The sequence below is a fragment of the Candidatus Nanosynbacter featherlites genome (genome assembly GCF_037013405.1).
Taxonomy (GTDB): domain Bacteria; phylum Patescibacteriota; class Saccharimonadia; order Saccharimonadales; family Saccharimonadaceae; genus Nanosynbacter; species Nanosynbacter featherlites_B.
In genome coordinates this window covers 40308-61763 of the sequence record NZ_CP146064.1, presented here as the reverse complement: position 1 = coordinate 61763, position 21456 = coordinate 40308, and the positions used below count along the sequence as shown (strand labels likewise).

22 protein-coding genes and 1 pseudogene are annotated in these 21456 nt (G+C 47.2%); 3 read left to right on the top strand and 20 right to left on the bottom strand.

The window, feature by feature from the left end; genetic code table 11:
* Window positions 1-84: 84 nt before the first annotated feature.
* A pseudogene (gene rpsT / locus V4210_RS04340) lies at window positions 85-315 on the top strand (30S ribosomal protein S20); the annotation flags it as partial.
* A gap of 205 nt (window positions 316-520) precedes the next feature.
* Here rpsT and holA read toward each other — a convergent pair.
* From holA to V4210_RS00285, 5 genes are read right to left on the bottom strand one after another with little or no spacing between them, the layout of a single operon-like run.
* On the bottom strand, window positions 521-1417 hold the full coding sequence (gene holA / locus V4210_RS00305; RefSeq protein ID WP_338520877.1) for a DNA polymerase III subunit delta: 897 nt from the start codon (window positions 1415-1417) through the stop codon (window positions 521-523).
* On the bottom strand, window positions 1414-2382 hold the full coding sequence (mutM, locus tag V4210_RS00300) for a bifunctional DNA-formamidopyrimidine glycosylase/DNA-(apurinic or apyrimidinic site) lyase (protein ID WP_338520876.1): 969 nt from the start codon (window positions 2380-2382) through the stop codon (window positions 1414-1416). Before mutM ends, holA begins: the two co-directional genes overlap by 4 nt.
* Before the next feature lie 38 nt (window positions 2383-2420).
* Window positions 2421-3065: a hypothetical protein gene (locus V4210_RS00295; protein WP_138078372.1), complete on the bottom strand. Its 645-nt coding sequence runs from the start codon at window positions 3063-3065 to the stop codon at window positions 2421-2423.
* 51 nt (window positions 3066-3116) lie between these two features.
* On the bottom strand, window positions 3117-3527 hold the full coding sequence (locus V4210_RS00290) for an NUDIX hydrolase (protein ID WP_338520875.1): 411 nt from the start codon (window positions 3525-3527) through the stop codon (window positions 3117-3119).
* A 1-nt stretch (window position 3528) separates the two neighbouring features.
* Window positions 3529-6063, bottom strand: a complete 2535-nt coding sequence (locus V4210_RS00285) for a DNA polymerase I (RefSeq protein WP_338520874.1) — start codon at window positions 6061-6063, stop codon at window positions 3529-3531.
* Between the two features lie 34 nt (window positions 6064-6097).
* Here V4210_RS00285 and V4210_RS00280 point away from each other — a divergent pair, with 34 nt between their 5' ends.
* Complete coding sequence (locus tag V4210_RS00280) at window positions 6098-6685, top strand: AAA family ATPase (RefSeq protein ID WP_338520873.1); 588 nt, start codon at window positions 6098-6100, stop codon at window positions 6683-6685.
* A gap of 70 nt (window positions 6686-6755) precedes the next feature.
* On the opposite strand, the gene rpoD is transcribed toward V4210_RS00280, so the two are convergent.
* Together rpoD and dnaG are read right to left on the bottom strand one after the other, a co-directional pair.
* Window positions 6756-7730 carry an RNA polymerase sigma factor RpoD gene (rpoD, locus tag V4210_RS00275; RefSeq protein ID WP_338520872.1) on the bottom strand — a complete coding sequence of 325 codons (975 nt, stop codon included), beginning with the start codon at window positions 7728-7730 and terminating at the stop codon, window positions 6756-6758.
* Window positions 7727-9463 carry a DNA primase gene (gene dnaG / locus V4210_RS00270; RefSeq protein WP_338520871.1) on the bottom strand — a complete coding sequence of 579 codons (1737 nt, stop codon included), beginning with the start codon at window positions 9461-9463 and terminating at the stop codon, window positions 7727-7729. The genes rpoD and dnaG overlap by 4 nt, the downstream gene beginning before the upstream one ends.
* Before the next feature lie 53 nt (window positions 9464-9516).
* On the opposite strand from dnaG, the gene V4210_RS00265 reads away from it, so the two are divergent.
* Window positions 9517-10119 carry a hypothetical protein gene (locus tag V4210_RS00265; protein ID WP_338520870.1) on the top strand — a complete coding sequence of 201 codons (603 nt, stop codon included), beginning with the start codon at window positions 9517-9519 and terminating at the stop codon, window positions 10117-10119.
* On the opposite strand, the gene V4210_RS00260 is transcribed toward V4210_RS00265, so the two are convergent.
* The 13 genes from V4210_RS00260 to V4210_RS00205 form a co-directional block, all read right to left on the bottom strand.
* Window positions 10088-10453 (bottom strand): MmcQ/YjbR family DNA-binding protein, encoded by a 366-nt coding sequence (locus V4210_RS00260; RefSeq protein WP_338520869.1) that lies wholly within the window; start codon window positions 10451-10453, stop codon window positions 10088-10090. The genes V4210_RS00265 and V4210_RS00260 overlap by 32 nt on opposite strands.
* Complete coding sequence (gene orn, locus V4210_RS00255; protein ID WP_338520868.1) at window positions 10450-11001, bottom strand: oligoribonuclease; 552 nt, start codon at window positions 10999-11001, stop codon at window positions 10450-10452. The genes V4210_RS00260 and orn overlap by 4 nt, the downstream gene beginning before the upstream one ends.
* A 7-nt stretch (window positions 11002-11008) precedes the next feature.
* A complete protein-coding gene (locus V4210_RS00250) occupies window positions 11009-12094 on the bottom strand; it encodes a hypothetical protein (RefSeq protein ID WP_338520867.1) in 1086 nt (361 codons plus the stop codon).
* Window positions 12095-12126: 32 nt separating this feature from the next.
* Window positions 12127-12189 carry a hypothetical protein gene (locus tag V4210_RS04335; protein WP_411912132.1) on the bottom strand — a complete coding sequence of 21 codons (63 nt, stop codon included), beginning with the start codon at window positions 12187-12189 and terminating at the stop codon, window positions 12127-12129.
* Between the two features lie 56 nt (window positions 12190-12245).
* Window positions 12246-14792 (bottom strand): helicase-related protein, encoded by a 2547-nt coding sequence (locus V4210_RS00245; protein ID WP_338520866.1) that lies wholly within the window; start codon window positions 14790-14792, stop codon window positions 12246-12248.
* A gap of 63 nt (window positions 14793-14855) precedes the next feature.
* Window positions 14856-15290: an MscL family protein gene (locus tag V4210_RS00240; RefSeq protein ID WP_338520865.1), complete on the bottom strand. Its 435-nt coding sequence runs from the start codon at window positions 15288-15290 to the stop codon at window positions 14856-14858.
* 56 nt (window positions 15291-15346) lie between these two features.
* Entirely contained in the window at window positions 15347-16978 is a 1632-nt protein-coding gene (argS, locus tag V4210_RS00235) for an arginine--tRNA ligase (RefSeq protein WP_338520864.1), read from the bottom strand.
* Between the two features lie 25 nt (window positions 16979-17003).
* Window positions 17004-17171 carry a hypothetical protein gene (locus V4210_RS00230; RefSeq protein WP_338520863.1) on the bottom strand — a complete coding sequence of 56 codons (168 nt, stop codon included), beginning with the start codon at window positions 17169-17171 and terminating at the stop codon, window positions 17004-17006.
* Window positions 17172-17238: 67 nt separating this feature from the next.
* Complete coding sequence (locus tag V4210_RS00225; protein ID WP_338520862.1) at window positions 17239-18093, bottom strand: hypothetical protein; 855 nt, start codon at window positions 18091-18093, stop codon at window positions 17239-17241.
* A gap of 88 nt (window positions 18094-18181) precedes the next feature.
* Window positions 18182-19759, bottom strand: coding sequence for a CTP synthase (locus V4210_RS00220; protein WP_338520861.1), 1578 nt, complete (start codon window positions 19757-19759; stop codon window positions 18182-18184).
* Window positions 19760-19808: 49 nt separating this feature from the next.
* Window positions 19809-19982: a hypothetical protein gene (locus V4210_RS00215; protein WP_174843563.1), complete on the bottom strand. Its 174-nt coding sequence runs from the start codon at window positions 19980-19982 to the stop codon at window positions 19809-19811.
* A gap of 60 nt (window positions 19983-20042) precedes the next feature.
* Entirely contained in the window at window positions 20043-20441 is a 399-nt protein-coding gene (locus V4210_RS00210; RefSeq protein WP_338520860.1) for a pyridoxamine 5'-phosphate oxidase family protein, read from the bottom strand.
* A 5-nt stretch (window positions 20442-20446) separates the two neighbouring features.
* Window positions 20447-21448: a ribonucleotide-diphosphate reductase subunit beta gene (locus tag V4210_RS00205; RefSeq protein ID WP_338520859.1), complete on the bottom strand. Its 1002-nt coding sequence runs from the start codon at window positions 21446-21448 to the stop codon at window positions 20447-20449.
* Between the last annotated feature and the right edge of the window lie 8 nt (window positions 21449-21456).

The window sequence follows — 21456 nt, the reverse complement described above, 5'->3', positions numbered from 1 at the left end:
ATCCCGCCCCTTTACTTTTCATGTGATTTTCTGTATAATGCATCCTTGATTAGCGATAATAACTTATAGAGGTAAAGGAGTACCATGCCAATCATCAAATCCGCCATCAAGCGCGCTAAACAAGCAGTCAAACGCCGTGAAAAGAACATCGGCATCAAAAAAGATATCAAATCAGCAGTCAAAGCTTTTCACGCAAATCCAACCGCTACTACCTTGGCAGCTGCCCACTCTGAATTAGATACCGCAGTTAAAAAGGGTCTTTTGAAGAAAAATACTGTAGCTCGCCGTAAAAGCGCTCTGAGCAAAGCAGCCAAAGAGGCTGGTGTTAAACTAGAAGCTACCAAAAAGCCGGCAGCCAAGAAACCTGCTGCAAAGAAAACACCAACTACCAAGCCAGCTGCCAAAAAGGCACCTGCAAAGAAGCCAGCGGCAAAAAAGCCTGCTGCCAAAAAAGCTGACAAATAAGACTCGTCAACTTCAAACAACACCTCAGTGATGATGCTGAGGTGTTGTTATATAACTACAAATCTACCAACGCCGTTTCTATCAGTAGCCACGGATTAACTCCGGTCGTTTTCATCTGGAGATCTGCCTGGAACAACGCATCGTTGATCCGCCTGAGATGTTCAATATCAATAGTTCGCGCCGACGAGGACAAGCGCTGCAATACATACGGATTAACCGAAAAATCTGCTGCCACCATGTTATTGTCACCGCCCGACAACACCAATGCTACCAGGTTAGTCGCCTGCGAAGCGAGTAGCCCCATCGTCTGGTAGGCGCCGTCTGTACCACTCTCCGATTCCAAATAACTGATGATGCTATGCACCGTTTCATAATCTTTCGACAAAGCGGCCACGAACAAATCAAACACGTTTTCTGACCTCGCCAACGGCACCAAATCATTGATCAGCGCATCGGTAATCTTCTCCGCGAGCGCCAATTGGTCCAAAAAATTACTGAGTCGCAGCTGATCAAACCCCAACCGGTCAATTAACATCCCTATTTGTTTACGTGTCAGCTTATAACCGCGCTCACGAGCCTGCACTTCACACCAAGATATAAGCTGCGGTTTTTGGCGGTCACTGAGCGGCACAAATTCTTGGGTTTTAGCGGTTTTTTGTAGCCATTTATAGGTTTTTGTTCGCTTATCAAGTTTACTCTCTACTAGGATAATAGTGTTATCGTCATCAAACAATATCTCTGGTAGCCGTGGCCAAATGTCAGGGTTTTCGCTCAATTTCGAGATGACGTACACCGAAGACTGCGTAAACAATGTCTGGCCAATCGTTATCTCCTGTATATCTGCCAGTGTCAACGCTTCACCATCACGCCGCATCACGTCCGCATCACCAACGAGTGCCGCAAGCGCCGCCCGTTTTTCAAACTCATTGTTACCGTGGAGAAGATAAATCATATAACCTCCGCTTGACATACCGGACAGACATGCGTACCGCGGCCGCCGACTTTCAACTTGATAATCTCTTGGTCAGGGTGGCGATGGCAGACTTGACCTTCGCGGCGGAACACATGAGCAAATGTCAGATAATTTCCTTTCCGACCCTCGGCATCAACGTAATTTTTATCGGTTGAGCCACCTTGGTCGATGCTGAGCTGCAAGATGTGCCGCAGCTCATTAAATAATGTATTCAGCTGCTGATCGCTAACGTTTTTTACCCGCGTTTGCGGATGAATCTGTGCTGCCCACAGCGCCTCGTCAGCATAAATATTACCAACACCGGCGATCACCGTCTGGTCAAGAAAAGCCGGCTTGATCATCGAATTCTGGCGGCGGCGAATCCGCTGGATGAAATCCTCGGCGCGCGTCTGAGGATCAAGCGGCTCCGGCCCAACTTTTTGCATGAACGGTAGGTCTTTTACCTCATCAGTCGGCAGCAACTTCACCCAGCCAAACTTGCGCTGATCGTTAAAAAACAGCCGCGACCCGTCCACAAAATCAATCTGCACCCGCGTCGACCGATCCGGCAGCTCACCGATCAAGCTGTCATTTGGATGACCACCAGCGAAGTTAGATGCGTCAGGTATTTGAGTGGTGTCTCTGGTCACAATCTGGGCGTGCTTGTCACCGGGACCCAGATTGTTAGCAGACGACGCCCGAGAATACCATTGGCGAAACACCAGCTGGCCCGTCATCTTCAGATGTATCACTAGCGAGTAGCGAGTATCCAGGTCAATCATCAGCACCTTCGCTCGCCGTCGCACCGCCGTCACGCGTGCGCCATACAAAAATTGTTCAACATCAGCGGGCGCATTCGGAAAGCTTTTTGGCGAGTCAAACACCGCCACTCGTGCTACTACTCGACCCGGTAACAACTCCGCCAAACCGCGGCGAACTGTCTCAACTTCTGGCAGCTCAGGCATCCGATGTAACCTCCATCCCTCGTTATCTATTATGTGTATTAGAATTGGAAGAATGTATCTTCCTGTTGCAAACCAACGCCCGCAGCAATCTTTTTCCCGTCAGGAATTTGATTGAGGAACATCAGCAATATGTCGTTGGCATTGGCAGTTGCTGAGCCTTTTGAACCACCACAGTCCGACGTCCACAGCGTCTTCACTGGATTTCCATGATATAATGTCTCAAACTTGTACACTTTGCCGTTGGCGCAAATACCCCTCAAATCATTTTGTTCTTCTGACAATTGACGCCCTTCCATCATCTTTCTTTTTTCCAGAGCGTACACCAATTCCTCATATGCGCGGCTATTATTATCTAACTTTTTCTCATCAATTTGCTTTTCCAAGTAGCCCTCATAGGTACTCATGCGTCGAATGTCTGGAGTAATCTCAATCTGGTAGGAGCGGAATTTTTCCTGCGCCACGATTGGTCCGCGAACTGTCAAACGCACCGCTCGGTTAGCGTCAGTCGACAGCAATGATTCTTTGGCAATATCTGCCTGAGATTTTGGCTTATTCTCCGGATTATTACCGCCCAGCAAAGACTGACCAATGGCGATCACCGCTGCCACCGCCACCACCATGATGATAATAACCAGTAAAATCGGTATCAGTCGGGAAAAAGAATTTGTTCTTGCGTATCTCATGGGGTGATTATACCATAATATTAGAATTTTTGCACTAGTATAATTAGTATCCTACGAGAGCTGGGCTATCGCTTGACGGAAGGCCTCAGGATATTTGTTTTTCAGATAATCAGCCGCTTGTTCAGGGCTTACCCAATGAAGTATAACGCCAGGCTCACATGAACGAGGAATTTGATCTGCCGGTAGCTGAACACGGTACACAATCAACATCAAACTTGTCATTATATCGTTATACGGTAGCTGTTTGACCGCTTTTGCTACATTCCACAGTTCTCGTTTGGCAATGTAATGAATGCCAATCTCCTCATGTAGCTCACGTAACAGTGCAGCTGCTATATCCTCACCCTGATCCATCCTACCGCCTGGAATATCCCAATAGTCTTGGCTTTTGAGTAGCAAAATGTGGCGTTCATCGTTTTGAATAAGGGCTTTTATGCCGATTTGAAATAACTGCTCTGTCATCTTATGTTTCCTCCCAATTTTTGCCTATTTGTACATCAACCTTCAATCGAATTGGCAACTCCGGACAAACACCTTCCATTTCCGCACGCATGATTTCGCCTACTCGCTCAGCGTCTTCCGGCGCACACTCCACCAAAATCGAGTCATGAACCTGCAGAACCGGTTCGGCCAAACCAGCTAATTTATCCTCCAGTCGAATCATCGCCAGTTTCATCAAATCTGCTTCCGTGCCCTGAATCGGCATATTCATCGCCGCCCGCTCAGCCGCCGAACGCACCATAAAGTTGCTCGATTTAACATCTGGTGTTGGTCGGCGCCGACCAAAATACGTCTCGACAAAACCTTGTTCGCGCGCTTGAACTAAAATTGTGTCCAAATACTGACGAATTGGCTGACGCACTGCAAAATAGTGTTCAATAAACTGTTTCGCCTCAGTGAACGTCATGCCGGTAGCCGCCGCCAAACCATGTGGACTCATGCCATACAGCACCCCAAAGTTAATCACCTTGGCCGCGCGGCGCTGCAATTTTGTCACCTCGGCCATCGGTACGCCGTAGGTCTCGGCCGCCGTCTTAGTGTGAATATCCACGTCGCTATTAAAATCGTTAATCAGCTGCTCATCGCCCGCCAGCACCGCCGCCAGTCGCAGCTCAAATTGTGAATAATCGGCACCAACAAACACCTTGCCCTGGCTCGGCACAAACGCCTGGCGAATTTTCCGGCCCAGTTCTGTGCGCACCGGGATATTCTGCAGGTTAGGATTTGTGCTACTCAGCCGCCCAGTGCTGGTGACGTCTTGATTAAATGTGGTGTGAATCCGCCCGTCCTCGGCCACCAACTTCGGCAGCGCTTCAATGTAGGTGCTGATCAATTTAGTCAGCTCCCGGTACCGCTCAATCAGCTCGATGATCGGGTGCTGTCCGCGCAGTTTATCTAGCTCCTTCTGTCCTGTCGAATAGCCGGTTTTACCTTTTTTGATACCAGTCGTCGGCAGCTGCAACTTGGTGAATAGCACCTCAGACAGCTGCACCGGACTAGCAGCATTGAACTCGCGCCCAGCCATCGCATACATTTGTTGTTCAAGCTGACTAACCTCCGACCTCAGCTCCTCACCCATCTGTTCAAGTAGCGCCGTATCCAGTTTCATGCCGCGCTTTTCCATCTGAAACAGCGGCCAAATCACTGGAAAATCAAACTCACGGAGCACCCGAGCAACTTGCTGATGCGCCGCCATATAGTCCTGTTGCTGGTGGTATATTTGGCGTAGTCGCGCCAGCTGCCGTGCTGGGAAATTATCCTCAGAAAAATCACCCGCCAGTGCCGCTAAACTGCGGTCGCGCCTCAGTGGATCGATCAAAAACGCCGCCTGACCAACATCCCAGACCTCATGAAACCGCACCGTCACACCGTGAGCATCCACCGCGTGATACAACCCCTTGATGTCCGCCGCAATCACCACGCCCTGTGCCAACAGCTGCCAAACCGACCAGCCAATTTCACTAATCTTCGCTCGCCACGCCACACCAGGCTTGGAATTAATATAGACCGTGTCCGGCTCTGATGGATCAATATAGATAATGTTTTCTGTTTCAAACAGCGGCTCAGCCGGCAAATTGTCAACACGCGGTAAATCCAGCTCCGCCGTCTCCACTGCCTCATCCACCGCCTGCATCGTCTTTGGCAGCCGCCCAATCAGCGAATGAAACTCCAGTTTCCGCAAAATCTCCGCCACTCTAGCAAAATCGCAGTCATTAACATCAGCCACCCCCCAGTCCAGTTCCACTGGCGCGTCCGTCCAAATCTCCGCCACTTGCTTGGTCAAATACGCCGACTCGCGGCCCGCTTCAAGCTTTATCCGTAGAGCGCCTGTTTGCTCATCCACATGCGCATACACGCCGTCCAGTGTGTCATATGCTTGCAATAATTTCACCGCCGTCTTTTCACCAACACCTGGCACGCCTGGCAAATTGTCGCTCGAATCACCCTTCAGCGCCTTCAAATCCAAAAACTGGTCCGTCCGAATACCATATTTTTGTTCAAAATACTCCGCCGTAAATTCCTCGATGTTCCTCAGGCCGTTTTTCATGGCGTAGACTTTGGTCAGCGGTGACACCAATTGCAGCGCATCCAAATCCGACGTCAGCAGACAGGTCTGCACGCCGCGCGCTTCCGCTTGCCTAGCAAACGCACCCATGATATCGTCCGCCTCATAATCATCCAGTTCATACAGCGGCCAGCCAAACGCGTCCAGCAGTTCCATCAAAATCGGAATTTGCTGATAAAAATCATCAGGCGCTGGCTTGCGACCTGCCTTGTATTCTGAGTATAATTCCCGCCTCTTACGGATATTGGTGCCGCGCTTGTCCCACGCCACCGCCACATAATCCGGCTCCAATTTCTTGATCAGCTCAATCGCCAAGCTCACAAATCCATACACCCCGCCCGTCGGCGTACCATCCGCCGTGCTCAGCCCCGGCATAGCATAATACCCTCGATAAAACACTGATTTTCCGTCGATAACTGCCAAACGTTTCATATACTCAGTATATCAAATTTGCTATACTAACAACATGATACAACCACACGCAAAAATCATCGCCCTGGTCGGTCTGGCTGGTAGCGGTAAAAGTTCGGCGGTCGAATATTTCACCAAAAAGGGCATTCCAAAAATTTACTTTGGTGGCGTCATCTACAAAGCCATGGAAGAGGCCGGCATTGAACCGACTTGGAATAATCAGCAAAAATTCCGTGAGGAAATTCGCTGGCGCGAAGGCAAAGATTTCGTGGTCAAGCGAGTCGTCAAATCCGCGCATGACTTGATTGACGCTGGCCAAAAGCTCATTGTCCTGGACGGTTTGTACACCTGGAGCGAATACAAAATCCTCAAGCACGAATTCCCTGGCCAAATGTCTGTCATCGCCGTTGTCACGCCAAAACACCTGCGCTATCAACGTATGGCCAAACGCCCCGAACGACCGATGCAGCCGCGCGAAGTTGACCAACGTGATTGGTCGGAAATTGAAAACTTAGAAAAAGGCGGACCAATTGCCATTGCCGACTATTTTGTGATGAACGACCGCGGGCTGGACGAGCTATACGCGCAGCTAGAGGCCGTCACTCACCACGAACATTTTTGCAAGGCGCCTGAGCAGTGCTAGATCACAACGCATCAAAAAAGCCAGACGAACATCCGCCTGGCTTTTTTCTTTTTTATTATCGCTTGCTCATTTAGCTCAAATATTCATACAATTTTTTAGCATCTTTGTGCTTCCTCAGCTTCGCCAAAGCCTTCGCTTCAATCTGGCGAATTCGTTCACGTGTCACAGCGAACTCTTGACCAACTTCTTCCAACGTGTGGCTTTTACCATTGTCCAACCCAAAGCGCATACGGACAATTTTCTGCTCACGATCACTCAAGCTCGACAGTACATCATTGACCTGCTCTTTGAGCAATTGATTGGTCGCTGACTCTTCTGGTGATACCGTATCTTCATCTTCGATGAAATCGCCCAACACCGAATCTTCTTCATCACCATCACGACCGACACCCGCGTCCAAGCTTGAAATGTCTTGCTTGATTTTCATCACATATTCAATCTTTTCTGGCTCCATATCCAGCTCTTTAGACAGCTCTTCAATAGTCGGTTCACGGTTCAACTCTTGCGTCATCCGTCGCTGAGTGCGCAACAATTTGTTGATGGTTTCCACCATGTGCACCGGGATACGAATGGTTCGTGCCTGGTCAGCAATCGCTCGAGTAATCGCCTGGCGAATCCACCAGGTGGCATAGGTTGAGAACTTAAAGCCTTTGTCTGGATCGAACTTCTCAACCGCGCGAAGCAGGCCAGTATTACCTTCCTGAATCAAGTCTAGAAAATCCAACCCACGGCCCGAATACCGCTTGGCAATTGACACCACCAACCGCATGTTCGCCTCAGCCATCTTATCTTTAGCCCTTTTATCACCCTGAATCACACGGTGTGCCAATTCCATCTCTTCTTCAGCATTGAGCAGCGGAATTTTACCAATCTCACGCAAATACAACCTGACCGAGTCATCAGAGATATCATCCAGGTATTGCCCAGCATTCAGAGCGTCAAGGTCTTCGGTTTCCTCGTCATCATCAACATCATCGATGGTCGGCTCATCGAATTCCGTCTCATCAGTTGCTAATGGCCTGTTTTTTATTGGATCGTCGGTCACGCTTTCTCCTTAATTAGTGCGTTCAGCTGATGTCGCAGATCGTGAGCCAACGACTCATTGTTTGCAGTTTCAGCATCACGCAAATTACTCATTAATTGTTGTATTTTGTTTTCACGGTGTTTGGATATTACATGTTTGACCAATCGTGCCATCTCACCTGGTAAATCGTCTTTATCCCAGTCGGCATAACGAGTGTCGAATTTCAACTGTACTATCTTTACATACTCTTCAATATTTTTCAAGGTTTCGGGCATCGGATCCAGTGCTGCATTGGGGTTTTGGGTGAGATACTTCAACAGTTCTCGAGTATTTACATTGTCCGTAATTTCTTCTGGCACCGACGCCAGCCAACGCCTCACTCCCGGCTCTTGCACTGCAAGCCCTAGTAGCATATCGAGCGTCTCATCTGATGGTTTTTGTGGTGCTGTTTTCTTAACTTTTGGGTGGCGGAGAACCGTTTTGTTTGTTGTGATGCCAGACATCTTTGCTGTAAGAGCCTCTATACTTGCCCCTGTTTTCTCAGCCACCATCTGCAAATAATGCTCTTGTTCTACTGGATCATGCAAGCTGCGAATCAAGTTCAGCGATGCAGTTGAAAAGCGTCGTTTTCCCTCAGCAATCCTGACATTTTCTCGCTGCGAGTATTGTTGTATCACCCACGCTACGGCAGGTACAGCGTTAGTGATAGCCAGTTCCCATTGCTTCACGCCATGTAGTTTGATCAATTCATCCGGATCCTTACTACCCTCTGGTAAGCTAACAACTTCCAGCTCCACACCAATGGTTTGTGATAGTTTGATAGCCCGTTCAGTCGCATTTAAACCCGCTCTATCACCATCAAACGCTAATTTAATTCTACTAGCCAGCCTACTCAAGGCCTTGAGGTGCTGTTCAGTGATAGCTGTTCCAGCCGTGGCGACAACCTGCCGCACCCCTGCCTGATGACTACTCACTACATCCAAATTACCCTCAACGATTACCACTTCGTCTGATTTTCGAATCGCCTCTTTAGCCTGAGACAAACCAAAGATGTGCCGTGATTTATCAAACAGAAGTGTTTGCGGCGTGTTCAAATATTTTGGGGCATTTGCCTCATCATGAATGATCCGGCCAGTAAACCCAACTACTCTGCCAGTCGCATCCATAAGTGCCACCACCATCCGACCACGGTACAAATCACCACCAAATCTATTCGTTAAACCAGCATCGGCTAATTCTTGTTTTGAAAAGCCCCGCTTGGTGAGTGCCGTTACCAACGATGAACCGTCATCTGGCGCAAACCCAACCATAAAATCCTGAATCGTTTGTCGAGTCAGACCACGTTTTTTGACGACGTACTCCAGGGCTTTGGGTGTACGCAGTAGTGATTGTTGGAAGAATTTTGCCGCTAGCTCCAATGCTTCAGCCGCTCGTGCTCGCCGCTTGGCAGTTCTCCCATCACCGCGAGAGAACAAACTCAAATCCACACCCGCCTTACGCGCCAAATGTTCCAACGCCTGGCGAAAATCCATCCCCTCCACCAGCATCACAAATGAAAATACATCACCGCCCTTGCCTGACGAAAAATCATGCCAAATCTGCTTTTCTGGACTAACCATAAAACTTGGCGTTCGCTCGTCGGTAAACGGACTAAGTCCCTTCATGTTACGACCTGCCCGCTTCAGCTGAACATACTCACCAATCACGTCCTCAATATTCAGTCGTGCCCGCACTTCTTCTTTGGCATCTTGCATGTCTTTATTATATCACCCTTTACCTCTGTTCGTGTTTATGCTTAAATAGTACTATGTATCCAAATGATCCATATTCTCAACCACCAACACCATCTGGTATTGATTATCTCAATCAAATCGCTGCTCCACCAGAGCCAGCTGGATTTGATAAGAAAACCAAAATCATCATTATCATCATTGCACTGGTTGGTGTGCTCAGTCTTGGCTTCATTTGGGCGGCCAGTCAGTCAGGTTCTGGTCCAACGGTTTCTAACGCCATCATGAGGGTTGCCCGCCTACAAACAGTCACTGAACTACAGAAAAAGCGTCTAAAAAATAGCACGGTCACTGACATTAACAGCTCCCTTGATGCAATATTAACCACCGCCGTCAATAAGGCAACACCAATCGCTCAGTCAGAAAAACTGGATATTAACAAAGCTCTCAAGGTGCCGGACTTTGAGGTAAAGCTCAATGAAAAGCTAGATGATGCCTTTTTAAACGACCAGCTCGATGCTGTCTACACCAGGGAGATGGCCTATCAACTTGAGCTGCTTAGTTCAGAATTATCCAGCTTGTCAAAAAAAGCCAAAAAATCTGACGTCAAAGAATTCTTAGAAAAAACACAGTCAGACATCACTTCCATCAAGAAGCGTCTCGAGAGCTCTCCGGTGTAATACCGCTAACCAACTGCCAGCTCAGCCGCGCCAAATCAAAAATTTCTTCATCACTCAACTGCCCCGAACAGATGATGGTGTTCCAGTGCTTTTTGTTCAAATGATAGCCCGGTAGTACCGTTTCGTATTTTTCCCGCAAATTCTGCGCCAGCAATGGGTCACATTTCAAACTCACCCTGAGTGGCTTTGAGCCTTCCGCCACCAATGCCACCATTTTCCCTGCACCATCATTACTCTTGCCAAATTTATATACCGCGATATCCTCACCAAACGGATAGTCCAGCCACACACCTGGCAAACTCAGGATAAACTCTTCAAATTGTTTATGGGTCATGGTTTCACCTTCTTTAAATAATACTTAAGTTCCATGATACTGCCGCGAATATCCTCCAGCGCCCGATGATCCTCTGGCTTGGCAAATTTCTTACCATATTTACCCTCAAACACCACTTTCCAAGCGCTGACATCCAACATCCGATAATGTAGTCTTTTTGACAACATTGACCACCACTGATCAATAAACCGCCGATCCTGGTGGATTGAATTACCACCAAGCAAAATCCGTGGCTCATCTGCAAAATGCTCATCGCAAAATGCCAACAACTCACGCTCCACCTCGGCTAGCGGCTTACCAGACATATTTTGCTCCTCCAAACCGCGCCGCGCTGCTGGATGCTGGTCCCAAAAGCTAGCATTTCGGTCCAGTAGCTTACCCAACTTCTCCGGATCATGTCGCACCACACCCTCATAGGTCGCAATTTCCGTAAAATCCCAATCCGTAGCGATTGCCGCCACTTCCAAAATCTCATCACGCACTGGATCTAGTCCAGTCATCTCCAGGTCAATCCATAAAATTTTTTTTGGCTTAAAAGTTACTTTCATATCTTTATTATACTACTTTTTTAGAGTCGTAATAGTCACGAGAAAACTGCTCTGGCACCTGCTGCAGCAACCGTTCAACAGCGTCATTAAATTTTGCTACACTACCAAGCTCCAGACGATTTTCTCTTTCAGTCAGAAAAACACCAGATGCGTTGCCGTCAGAGGGAACAAAATTTGTCCGATTGACTAACTCATAGTATAATTCAGCAGCGCTCATGTCTTCACAACCATATGGCAGCATCCGGTAGGACCTCAGATTTTCTACATAGCGTTCAGCTAATTCGTCGCTGACCTCTAAAGCCTTATCTAGTTGCAACGTTTGCATGAAATAATCGTCTCTTGGATCGCCATAAGTATCATCTGGCAGCTGAACGCTTTTAATACTTACATCGTCAATTCCTTGAACTTGCATATCTGAAAGAAGGCGCACAGCCTTGAGGGCTAATTTGTTACCAATACGATAGCTATTATCAGGATCGTGCTCAAATACCGTTGGCCTGATAACGTGCTCGGCAGTATCCAACACTGCTTGAGTACTGGCCAACAGCCTCCAAGTGTCACCGTCCTTGTGTATAAGCACTTGATTGATTGTAAAATCATGCTGCCTCATAAACTCAGCGGTAGAATGCACAGGCTCCGCACCATAGCCATTCATTGCATCACGCGGCGAAAAGCGCATTGAAAGATTGCTCGCTACCGCCCAAATCTCATCTGGATCATAATCGCCGCTAGCAATAACTTCTTCTAAAATTACCAAATCGACATCGCGAGGAGGTGGTAACTGACGGTCACTGTGTACTAATGCCTCCAAAACCTGGCGAGCCGCCCCGCCCTTTACACCAATAAATGACGGTAGTTCATCTAAATCAAAACCCAAATTAGCCCGCTCAATAGCATCGGCAGGCAACTCATATTCATATATTTCATTGCAGCGAGCTTCCGGGTTACCGAGTTGCTCACAATCACAGTCTTTTAATTGAAGGCTCTCCCCTCCTAAATCCGCATAATGTTCACCACTATCAAGCATTTGCAGAACACGAGGCTGATGCATCTTAGCCTCTATATCGCTCGGGTTCGGGCTTACTTTTTCCACGTACAATATTTTAGCATAAATCATTTAAAAAGTCAAATAAATACGATCGGCGCCACTTCCAAAATCTCATCACGCACTGGATCTAGTCCAGTCATCTCCAGGTCGATCCATAATATTTTTTGTCTTACTCATACTACCTATTATACACTCGTTATCTATTTACCTGACCATAAAAAGCTTCTTGCTGTTCGCTCGTTAATACCTCTTGCACCACAGCCCAAACCTTAGCCTCCGCTTCATGGACATTGTGACTATTTACCGCAGACCCGTCTAGGACCTGACGCAATTGACCCTTAGTAATAACTCGCTGATGTTGTAAATCAAACAATACTCTTACTTGTTTATTGGCCCTGTTTTTCATCGTGTCCACTATCAGCGCGATTTGTTTATCTGTCGTAGCGGGGATTTTTTGCTGCTGTTCTGGACCGATCACTAGTGAGCCAACTTTCGGCTGCGCCACATGAACCAAATCGCCATTCGGAGCCACCCGGTCACCAAGGAACTCAGGCACGGCACTGTCGCTCAGGGCTTGCGTGATTTGATCCTTCGTCACCGGCAAAATTGTATTGAGCGTATGTCGACGACCATCATGCGCGTCATACCACCACGGAAAGGCTACTACCAACTTCAGCGCCTCCATCCCCATACGCCGCGCTAAACTATACGAACTAATTTCGTACTCAGAAATACCACGTTCGCCAGTATGAACATTTCTGTATTGGTTAACTGTTGTTCGACCAATACGTCGACTACCAACCTTGGCATACAACAACTCTTGAAATCCCCGCAGCAGGGCCACTGATATATTATGTTTTTCTTCACTGTTCAGTTCACCCATATCGACGTCATATGGATTAACCTCCAGACGCCGACATATTTTGTTAAATTGATAGTGAATATTATCTGCCTTATTTGGGTCAATACCATTTGCCAGATAAGCACGACCATCAGTGTGATGACCGTTGTAGATCTCTCTGGTTTTCAAAAAAGCATCGTATTCGGCAAAAAAGTCATCTGTTGTATCGGGGCTGACAAATTCCTGGAATAGTTCCTTTGGTTGGTGCCAGGCAGCAAAGCCACCACCAGAGATAGAAGCCGCCATCGCTGACAGCGCCAACACTTCACGCAAGCTTCCTCCACGTTTAATCATTTCTGCTAATGCTCGAGATAATTCTGGTGACAATGGTAGATTATCCATAAATTCACCAATTTTTGTAATCTGCCCTTCTTCATCAATCGCCTCCAATGTTTCCAACAAATCGTACGACTCTTGAATAACTTTTTTACTAGCAACAGGATGCATCAAGTACCGGTTCAAGTCTTCAAAATCACCGTTCAAATTGATAGCCGACAAGACGTTACGCACGATATTGGTGTGATATATCTCCGGTGGGATGTGCTGTTCACGGGACTTGATGTCGTAAAATCCTTTCAGCTCCTCTGGTAGATAAATCTTGCCGTAAGAAATTGGCCGCGCCAGCACAAACTTTGCACCGTCAATATCACGGCCACCACGCCCCGCCTGTTGCATCAACTCTGCCTGGGTACACAATCGAGGTGGCAATCCTTCCGCACCCTCTTCGCCGATTTCTTTACTCTTCGTCAGTCCATTTGACAACACCAAATCGACCTCAGGGATGGTGATGCCAGACTGTCCAGCCGAGGTCGAAACGATGACAAACGACTCGTCTTCTGCTGGTTTGGCAGTAAAAATCTCTCGGCGCGCAGCCTCTGATATGCCAGAGTGTAATTTAAAAAATCGTATCCTCTTAGGTTGATGGCGGGTGTGACGTTTGATTGACGCAATAGTTTCCTCAATACTTCTCACCCCTTCAACAAAGACCAGTGCTTTTTTCGAGTCCTTACCATATTCAAGATACGCTTCAGATACGGTCCCCACGTTATCTTCTGTAATGTCGATATCATACGGCCGACCCTCGATGGTTACGACTGGCAATGCTGATCCATTAATATCTTCGTACATCGCCTGAGAAACTTCCGTGTCAGGCGTCGCACTGGAAAAAGCCATATGCCATTTGTCGGTATTCTCTATCGATTTTGCCGCCAGGGCCGTAGCAAATTCCATCTCCAAATTGGCTTCATGTATTTCATCAACCAACACCAGCGTTTTCTCACCATGCCAATCACGAGAAAATTGTTCCAATTTCTTTGTAAACGTTGCTGCCGTCATGAAACAAAGTCTAGTATCTGGCATTGCTTCCGTGGCGCGTCCATGAATTTTTCCTACCAAATGATCAGGATATTGTTTGCCCAGCTGTTCACGTAAATTCTGCTCGACATATTCAGTAACATTATCAACAATCACCCGTCGCGGCATCAACACCACAACACGATCAAACCGCTCCAGTGCATACTGAGCGGTTTGTGTCGTTTTACCACTACCCGTCGGTCCACATAACCAAGATATTTTGTTCTCTGAGAGTGTATCTAATATCTCTGCTTTGTGCTTATACGCAGGCAATGTTTTGTCACCAAGATCGTAGTTAGCAAAAGGAGTTTCCGGTAACTTCCCGTGCTGTTTTCGCAATTCTTCGAGGCGCTGTCTTCTCTGCTCGGGAGACTCGCCATAGTTATATGGCGACCGTCGAGGACCTTCAATATTCTGACTTAACAAATGGCTACTACTCGGTTCTTTCGACCTATGTAAATAACCCGCCCTCCGGACTCCATCTTTCACACTACACTCTCCTTTATACTCACATTGTAGATAGGAGAGCGCAAAATGGCAAACGTAAGCGTTTTAGTCTTTTTTCTTGTCTAATTTATCAAGTTTCAAAAAATGGACAATTGCATAGACTACAAAGGCAACCGCCAGCAAGGTGATCAATGAGCTGATAAATGCTCCGTACAAAAATTCACCCCGACGTCCAGCGATCTCAACAGTAAATGATGCTGCCTGGAGACCTTGTTGCGAACCAACGATCAACTGTACAAGCGGGTCGATGAATGCTGTCACCAACTTTTTCACGGTATCACCAGCCGCAGTACCGATCGCCAAACCGACAGCTAGACCAACGACACCCTGCTCACGAATAAACATCATAAAGCCGCCGCCATGGCTTTTTACCACGCCTGCTTTTTCTTTTAACGCCGCTACGCTTGGTTTTTTAATAATTGACTTCTTGGTCGTCGTTTTTTTGACTGCCGCTTTCTTGGCTACTTTTTTCTCCGCCATAAAACTCCTTTACGTTAAGTAACACCTTGATTGTACCATATTTAATGTAGAGCGACTTATAGCCTCTCTGGCGCTACAATACCCAAAACAGTCAACCCTGCTTTCAAGATATCAGCGTACACCGCCACCAGACCAACGCGGTGCGCTTCTTTGTCGCTGCCGACGACTTGGTTTTTCTCGTAGTAACGATTGAACTCCTGCGCCAGCTCAAACAGGTAGGCACAAACATGATGCGGTTCCAGACTTTCAGTAGCTCGGTTAACCGCCTCCGCGTATTCGCTCATTTTCCTGACCAGCAGCCGATCTTCATCAAACAATTCTGTCGGGAAAGCAACTGTCTGCTCAGACTTTGCCAAAATACCCCGCGCCCGAGCGTGCGCGTATTGCAGATAACTACCGGTGTTACCTGTTAGACTCACCGCATCATTGATATCAAACACCACGTCGCTACCAATTTTCACTTTCAGGAATTGATAGCGCAGCGCACCTGCCACCACCGCGTCGGTTGGTTCGCCGCCAGCTTGGGTGATAGCTTTCTTGAACTCGTTGAATAACCAATCGATAGTAATGACGTCACCAGTACGCGAGCTCATCTTGCCGGTTGTTAGCTTGACGAGGCCAGTCGCATAATTAAACAATTTACCCTTCAATTCTGGAATTGCGAGTTCGCTAGCGGCAATCACCCCGCGGAAATACGCCGCCTGCTCTTCGCCATTGACCGTAATTGACAAGTCCAAGTTTGGATAATCTTGATGCTTCAGCTGAATCAACCCCATATCGTGCGCGCCGTACAACCCGTTGCCGTGCGAACCGATAAATACATTATCAAACGCACCATACTGACTACCTTTGAAGATATACGCACCATCGGACTTGGTAAAGAACTCTGGGGTTTTTGCTTTGATCAAGGTCTTACCTGGCACTTCAGTCTCGCTCTCAACATAACGCCGCTCAATCGGCACATTGCCCAGCCGCGCCACATTGACATCAATTTCATCAAAGCTCCAGGCTTTACAAATCTCGTACACTTGCTTGTACAGCGGATCATCCAGCACAAATGACTGCTTGGCTAGCTCATCAATCTCTACTCGTGCCTCTGGTGATTCTTTAGCTGCCCGTGCGCCTTCAACATACATACGGCTCATAAATTCATTGCGCTTGTCAGCTGGAATAGCCTCTAATTTACCGACATCGCCGTCAATTTCGCGAAGAATCGCCCACATACTCTTACCGACATGCGTGCCGACGTCGCCGTGGTAACTCACCCGATGTACCGCCGCGCCGTCCACCGCCAGCAAATTTGCCATAGTGTCCGCCAAAATCGCATTCAAAGCGTGACCAATATGCATAGCTTTGAATGGATTTGGACAATTAGTTTCAATAACGACCGTTTGGCCTGAACGATTGGTGGCCGGTCGCACTTTCAATGACTCCAGCACTGCTTGGTCGCTTAACGTCACGTTGATAAAGCCTGGTCCAGCCACGCTCACCTCGCCCAACTCCTCATGACCACGCAACTCTTCTGCGATCGCCTCGGCAATCTCACGTGGATTTTTACCCAAGGGCTTCGCTAGCTGCAGCGCCACATTCGTCGCAAAGTCACCAAACTTTGGATCAGGACGCGTCAACTGCACCGTCGTTTCAATATTAAATAGCTTTGCAATAACTTCTTGAATTGTGTGTTCCATCACCACCAGTATACCACCAGATCAACTAGTCTTCCACTATGTCCAAGTCCAACGCCGTGGCGGAGATTAAACTCGATCCCCGGACATGACGCAAAATATACGACAACGTTGATAAATCATCCTGTGTAGGCAACGCTTGTGGTTGCTGTGATAACGCTTGCTCTTCAGCTATTAATTTCCTTTTTTGTTTCATTCTTTATATGTTATGATAGTATCATATTATTTTTAATTTGTCAATGAGATGTGTTCGGTAAGTTAATTTATTCTTTAGGCAAGTGACGATCACCCTTACTGACTATTCCCTTAAATACACTACCCTTCGCCAAAATCTTCTTCAGCTTATTCCGCATAGCCTTTCTCGTCTCTGGACTAGCCTCTGCATAAGAATGTTGAATTGTACTAAGCCAGTTGTCCCTACTATCACCAATATTAATTTTTAGTCCATGATCCTTTAATACAGCCGCAGATGGTCCACCAGAAAAATCCTCCGCCTTATCGCTTGAGATAGATATCGGTAGAATCTCAACACCGGCCTCTAGGGCAATATGTGCCGCCGCAGAACCAAGCTTACGATGCTCCACTGATTCGTGGTCTGAAAACCCTGCCATAACTAATATCTCACCATCTTTAACTCGCTCAACAGCCTCCTTATAATCATCTTCAGAAAAAGGGGCTGGTTTTTTATTTTTCCTATCCATCCATGTATACGGTACAGGGATAAAGTTTTCTCTTCCCGTTAAAACATATTGTATAGGCTCCGGATTAAATCCACCCACACCTTCTTTTATCCAATCACCGTTGGTTGAAGCTATCCCGATACTAGTCTTACCCACCAAAGAGGCTAAATAGCTAGCAGTAGGCACATCAAGCCCAGACTCATGTGATGTAATCACCACAAGTCCCCTGTTCTTCTCCTTAGCTCTTTCTACTGCTTCAATTAGATTATCTTCACCAGATATATCAACATTGCCGCGACCATGCATTACACCCATCAAAGCCCTCAGACCCAAAGACAAACGAATATCCGCTTTTGGCAATCCTAACTCTTCACTAGCGGCTTTCATTTTTTTCACTGCAGGGTGCCTAGATAAAAACGTTTTTTCAGATGGTTCCATACTTTTATTATATCATATAAAACCCTATAATGTCAATAGGTAAGTGTTTAAGCTTATCTTGAAACCCGTCCGCTAATACTACTTGGCTCTATCTGGAAGCAGCTGCTCTAATGAGTCCATCAAAGAGCGGGTGTGGCCGAAATGGACGAGATTTAAACTCTGGGTGAGCTTGTGTAGCAACGAAATAGTTGCAGTGCGGCGATTCCACAAATTCAACCAATCTACCATCTGGCGAGGTGCCCGAAACAACCAAACCACCTTGTTCAATCGCCTGAACAAAATCCTGATTCACCTCATATCGGTGGCGGTGTCGCTCTGTCACCTCTGTCGTACCATACGTCTTTGCCACGAGTGAGCCTTCTTTCAGCACTGCCGGATAATCACCAAGGCGCATCGTGCCACCAGTCGACTCTTTACCTGCCTGCCCATCCATTAGATAAATCACGTTCGTGCCCTGACCTGCACCAAATTCTTCACTGTTAGCACTGTCCACGCCACCTCGACGCGCCGCGGCAATCACCGCTGTTTGCATACCCAAACAAATACCCAAATATGGTTTATTGTGCTCCAGACAATACGTCGCCGCTGCAATTTTTCCTTCAACACCGCGTGAGCCAAATCCGCCCGGCACCAACACAGCATCAACCTCAGCAAAATCGTCATCACTGGCAGTCTCTGAATTTATCCACCGTATATTGACTTCACAATTCTCCGCCCAGGCTGCCGATTTGAGCGCTTCAGTCACCGACAAATACGTATCGGTATTGTCAATATATTTTGCCACCAGACCAACGGTTACTTCACGAGCGTAATCAGTCGTGTCACGCGTGGCGAGATTTTCCCAGCGAGTCAAATCAGGCTCCATTGTTACTCCAGTAAATTCACTCAACATTGGTCCCAAGTCACGCGCAACCGTCAACGGCACTTCATACACAGTATTGACATTTGGCATCATGATGATACCTTCAGGACGTACGCCAGATGAGATAGCGATTTTTTCGCCAACACTACGCGGCGGTTTATCATGACCCTCGGTCCGCACCGCCACGACGTCTGGCATGATCCCAAAGCTACGAAGCTCCGCCATGGCATTTTGTGCAGGCTTTGTTTTGTACTCCTGACTCGCTTCCAAAAACGGCACATACACCACATGAACAAAGAGGCAATTATTCCTGCCTACTTCTTGTGAAAAATCACGAATTGCTTCAATAAAGCTCAGACCTTCGTAGTCCCCGACCGTACCGCCAATTTCCACAATGTGAACATCGCCCTCAGCTGCTTCGTGAATAGATTTTTTAATAGCATTGGTCAAATGTGGCACTAGCTGCACTGTTTGCCCACCAAATTTACCAGCTCGTTCATCAGCGATGAGATCACGCAATAGTCGACCTGACAGGGTAGTATTTTTCTGCGTCAACTCCAAATCCAAAAAGCGTTCATAGTGTCCTAGGTCCAAATCAGTCTCGGCACCATCTTTGGTTACAAAGCATTCACCGTGTTCTTTCGGATTTAATAATCCAGCGTCAACATTCAAGTATGGATCACACTTTTGTACGGACACTGACAAGCCTTTGGCTTGCAACACCGCACCAATACTTGCCGCCGTGATTCCCTTACCAACACCAGACAGCACTCCACCAGTTACAAAAATATACTTCTTCGTCATCACTTCTCCAACCTATCAAAAGAGGCGCCGAATCGACACCTCTGTTGTTTTATTCACAACCGTCACACACTGTCAAACTTGCGGGATCGAGCGGTGCTGCAATGCCACCAGATTTTTTTGCCTGGTCGTCGGCTGCCTGCTGGACTGCTTTCATCGCTGCGTCGATAGCACTTAATTTTTCTTCCAATGTCATGTCGTCAGAAATAATTTGACTTGCGTTCATGTTCCTGTCTTTCTATATATTTAGTATCTGCTTATGCTTATAATACGCTATATGTAGCGGCTATGCAATATAGTGCAGCCAATTTCCTGTTGTAGTTTTTTCATCAAGATTGCCGATTGGCATGATGTAAATTTGCCTATGTTCGACGCGTGGCATAAAGTCACCCAGCTTGTTAGCATAAGCCTCCAAGGCCGCTGCTTCCTCTTCCTCCGGTAGCTCTTGTACTATTGTCGTCAAAAATACAGCACTCTTTTGATCGTTCCAAACCACAAATTCGACAACACCACTGCGGTAAGCATTGACGGCGTGACGAGATTGTCGGTCAGAAATCCAAATAATGTTGTCATTTTTATAACGTACAAAGTGGAGCGGCGTCACTAGCGGTGTTCTGTCACGATTAACGGTAGCCAAAGCGCCAACTTCCACGGTGTCTAAAATGTCTGTTGTAATTTTGTCCATAGTAGTTATTTCGTGGTATTTACTTCATAGCTAGTGTTAGTGCTCTCAAAGAAATTGACGAGTTCCAGGGTATCGTTTGCGGTAGCCATCCACTTGGCTGGGTTGGCCACGTTGTATTCAGGCTCAAAGCCAAGCTCGACCAAGCGGCGGTCGGTCATGTGCATGACGTATTGATTGACATAATCAGCGTTCAAGCCAAGGATTCCCTTTGGCAACATGTCCTTGTTGTACTCTTTTTCTAGCTCAACCGCCTGCAGGATGAGGTTGCGAATTTCCTCGGCAAATTCCTGTGTTTGCAGTTCTGGGTTTTCGTCCAAAATGGTGAGTAGCAAGTTGATACCAAAGGTCAAGTGCAGATTCTCATCCTTGGTGATCCAGTCCAGTAGCGTACCGACATTACGCAGCAAGTTGCGCTGACGGAAGCTCATACCAACCATAAAGCCCGAGTAGAACCAAATACCTTCCAGTACGATGTTATACGCCACCAGTGAGCGAACAAAGTTTTTCTTACCCTCCAAGGTATAGATGTCGAGATTTGGATCAAGCATGACATCCAGGTGCTTGTTCTGGAAGTTCGCCTTGTCAGCCAGCGATTTTTTGCCAAAGCCCGCCGCGTAAATCTCCTCGCGATCAAACGGAAAGGTCTCGATGATGTATTCAAAGGTCATAAAGTGATTGGCCTCTTCCCACATCTGCTTTGACAGATACAGTTGCGCTTCAGCAGCATTAACATATGGGTAAATGCCAAAGGCTAACGACTTGTTGATCAATAGCTCGTTCGGATTGAGGTAGCTAATGACGGTTTTGAGCGCGTGCTTTTCTTCGTCACTAAGTTTTTCAAAATCCATCAAGTCTTGTGCTAGCTGAACTTCATTAGGAAACCAAGTGTTAGCCACCGCTTGGTTGTATAGATCGTATGCCCATGGGTAACGAATTGGGTGTAAACTCAGTCCGTCGCGCAGCCCCGAGCCTAAAATTCCACCTTTTGGATGTGTATAGTCTGACATGATAACCC

Coding starts and splice junctions, on each gene's coding strand:
- holA (WP_338520877.1), bottom strand. CDS start 1,417: ATGATTTATCTTCTCCACGGTAACAATGAGTTTGAAAAACGGGCGGCG.
- mutM (WP_338520876.1), bottom strand. CDS start 2,382: ATGCCTGAGCTGCCAGAAGTTGAGACAGTTCGCCGCGGTTTGGCGGAG.
- V4210_RS00295 (WP_138078372.1), bottom strand. CDS start 3,065: ATGAGATACGCAAGAACAAATTCTTTTTCCCGACTGATACCGATTTTA.
- V4210_RS00290 (WP_338520875.1), bottom strand. CDS start 3,527: ATGACAGAGCAGTTATTTCAAATCGGCATAAAAGCCCTTATTCAAAAC.
- V4210_RS00285 (WP_338520874.1), bottom strand. CDS start 6,063: ATGAAACGTTTGGCAGTTATCGACGGAAAATCAGTGTTTTATCGAGGG.
- V4210_RS00280 (WP_338520873.1), top strand. CDS start 6,098: ATGATACAACCACACGCAAAAATCATCGCCCTGGTCGGTCTGGCTGGT.
- dnaG (WP_338520871.1), bottom strand. CDS start 9,463: ATGCAAGATGCCAAAGAAGAAGTGCGGGCACGACTGAATATTGAGGAC.
- V4210_RS00265 (WP_338520870.1), top strand. CDS start 9,517: ATGTATCCAAATGATCCATATTCTCAACCACCAACACCATCTGGTATT.
- V4210_RS00260 (WP_338520869.1), bottom strand. CDS start 10,453: ATGACCCATAAACAATTTGAAGAGTTTATCCTGAGTTTGCCAGGTGTG.
- orn (WP_338520868.1), bottom strand. CDS start 11,001: ATGAAAGTAACTTTTAAGCCAAAAAAAATTTTATGGATTGACCTGGAG.
- V4210_RS00240 (WP_338520865.1), bottom strand. CDS start 15,290: ATGGCGGAGAAAAAAGTAGCCAAGAAAGCGGCAGTCAAAAAAACGACG.
- argS (WP_338520864.1), bottom strand. CDS start 16,978: ATGGAACACACAATTCAAGAAGTTATTGCAAAGCTATTTAATATTGAA.
- V4210_RS00230 (WP_338520863.1), bottom strand. CDS start 17,171: ATGAAACAAAAAAGGAAATTAATAGCTGAAGAGCAAGCGTTATCACAG.
- V4210_RS00225 (WP_338520862.1), bottom strand. CDS start 18,093: ATGGAACCATCTGAAAAAACGTTTTTATCTAGGCACCCTGCAGTGAAA.
- V4210_RS00220 (WP_338520861.1), bottom strand. CDS start 19,759: ATGACGAAGAAGTATATTTTTGTAACTGGTGGAGTGCTGTCTGGTGTT.
- V4210_RS00215 (WP_174843563.1), bottom strand. CDS start 19,982: ATGAACGCAAGTCAAATTATTTCTGACGACATGACATTGGAAGAAAAA.
- V4210_RS00210 (WP_338520860.1), bottom strand. CDS start 20,441: ATGGACAAAATTACAACAGACATTTTAGACACCGTGGAAGTTGGCGCT.
- V4210_RS00205 (WP_338520859.1), bottom strand. CDS start 21,448: ATGTCAGACTATACACATCCAAAAGGTGGAATTTTAGGCTCGGGGCTG.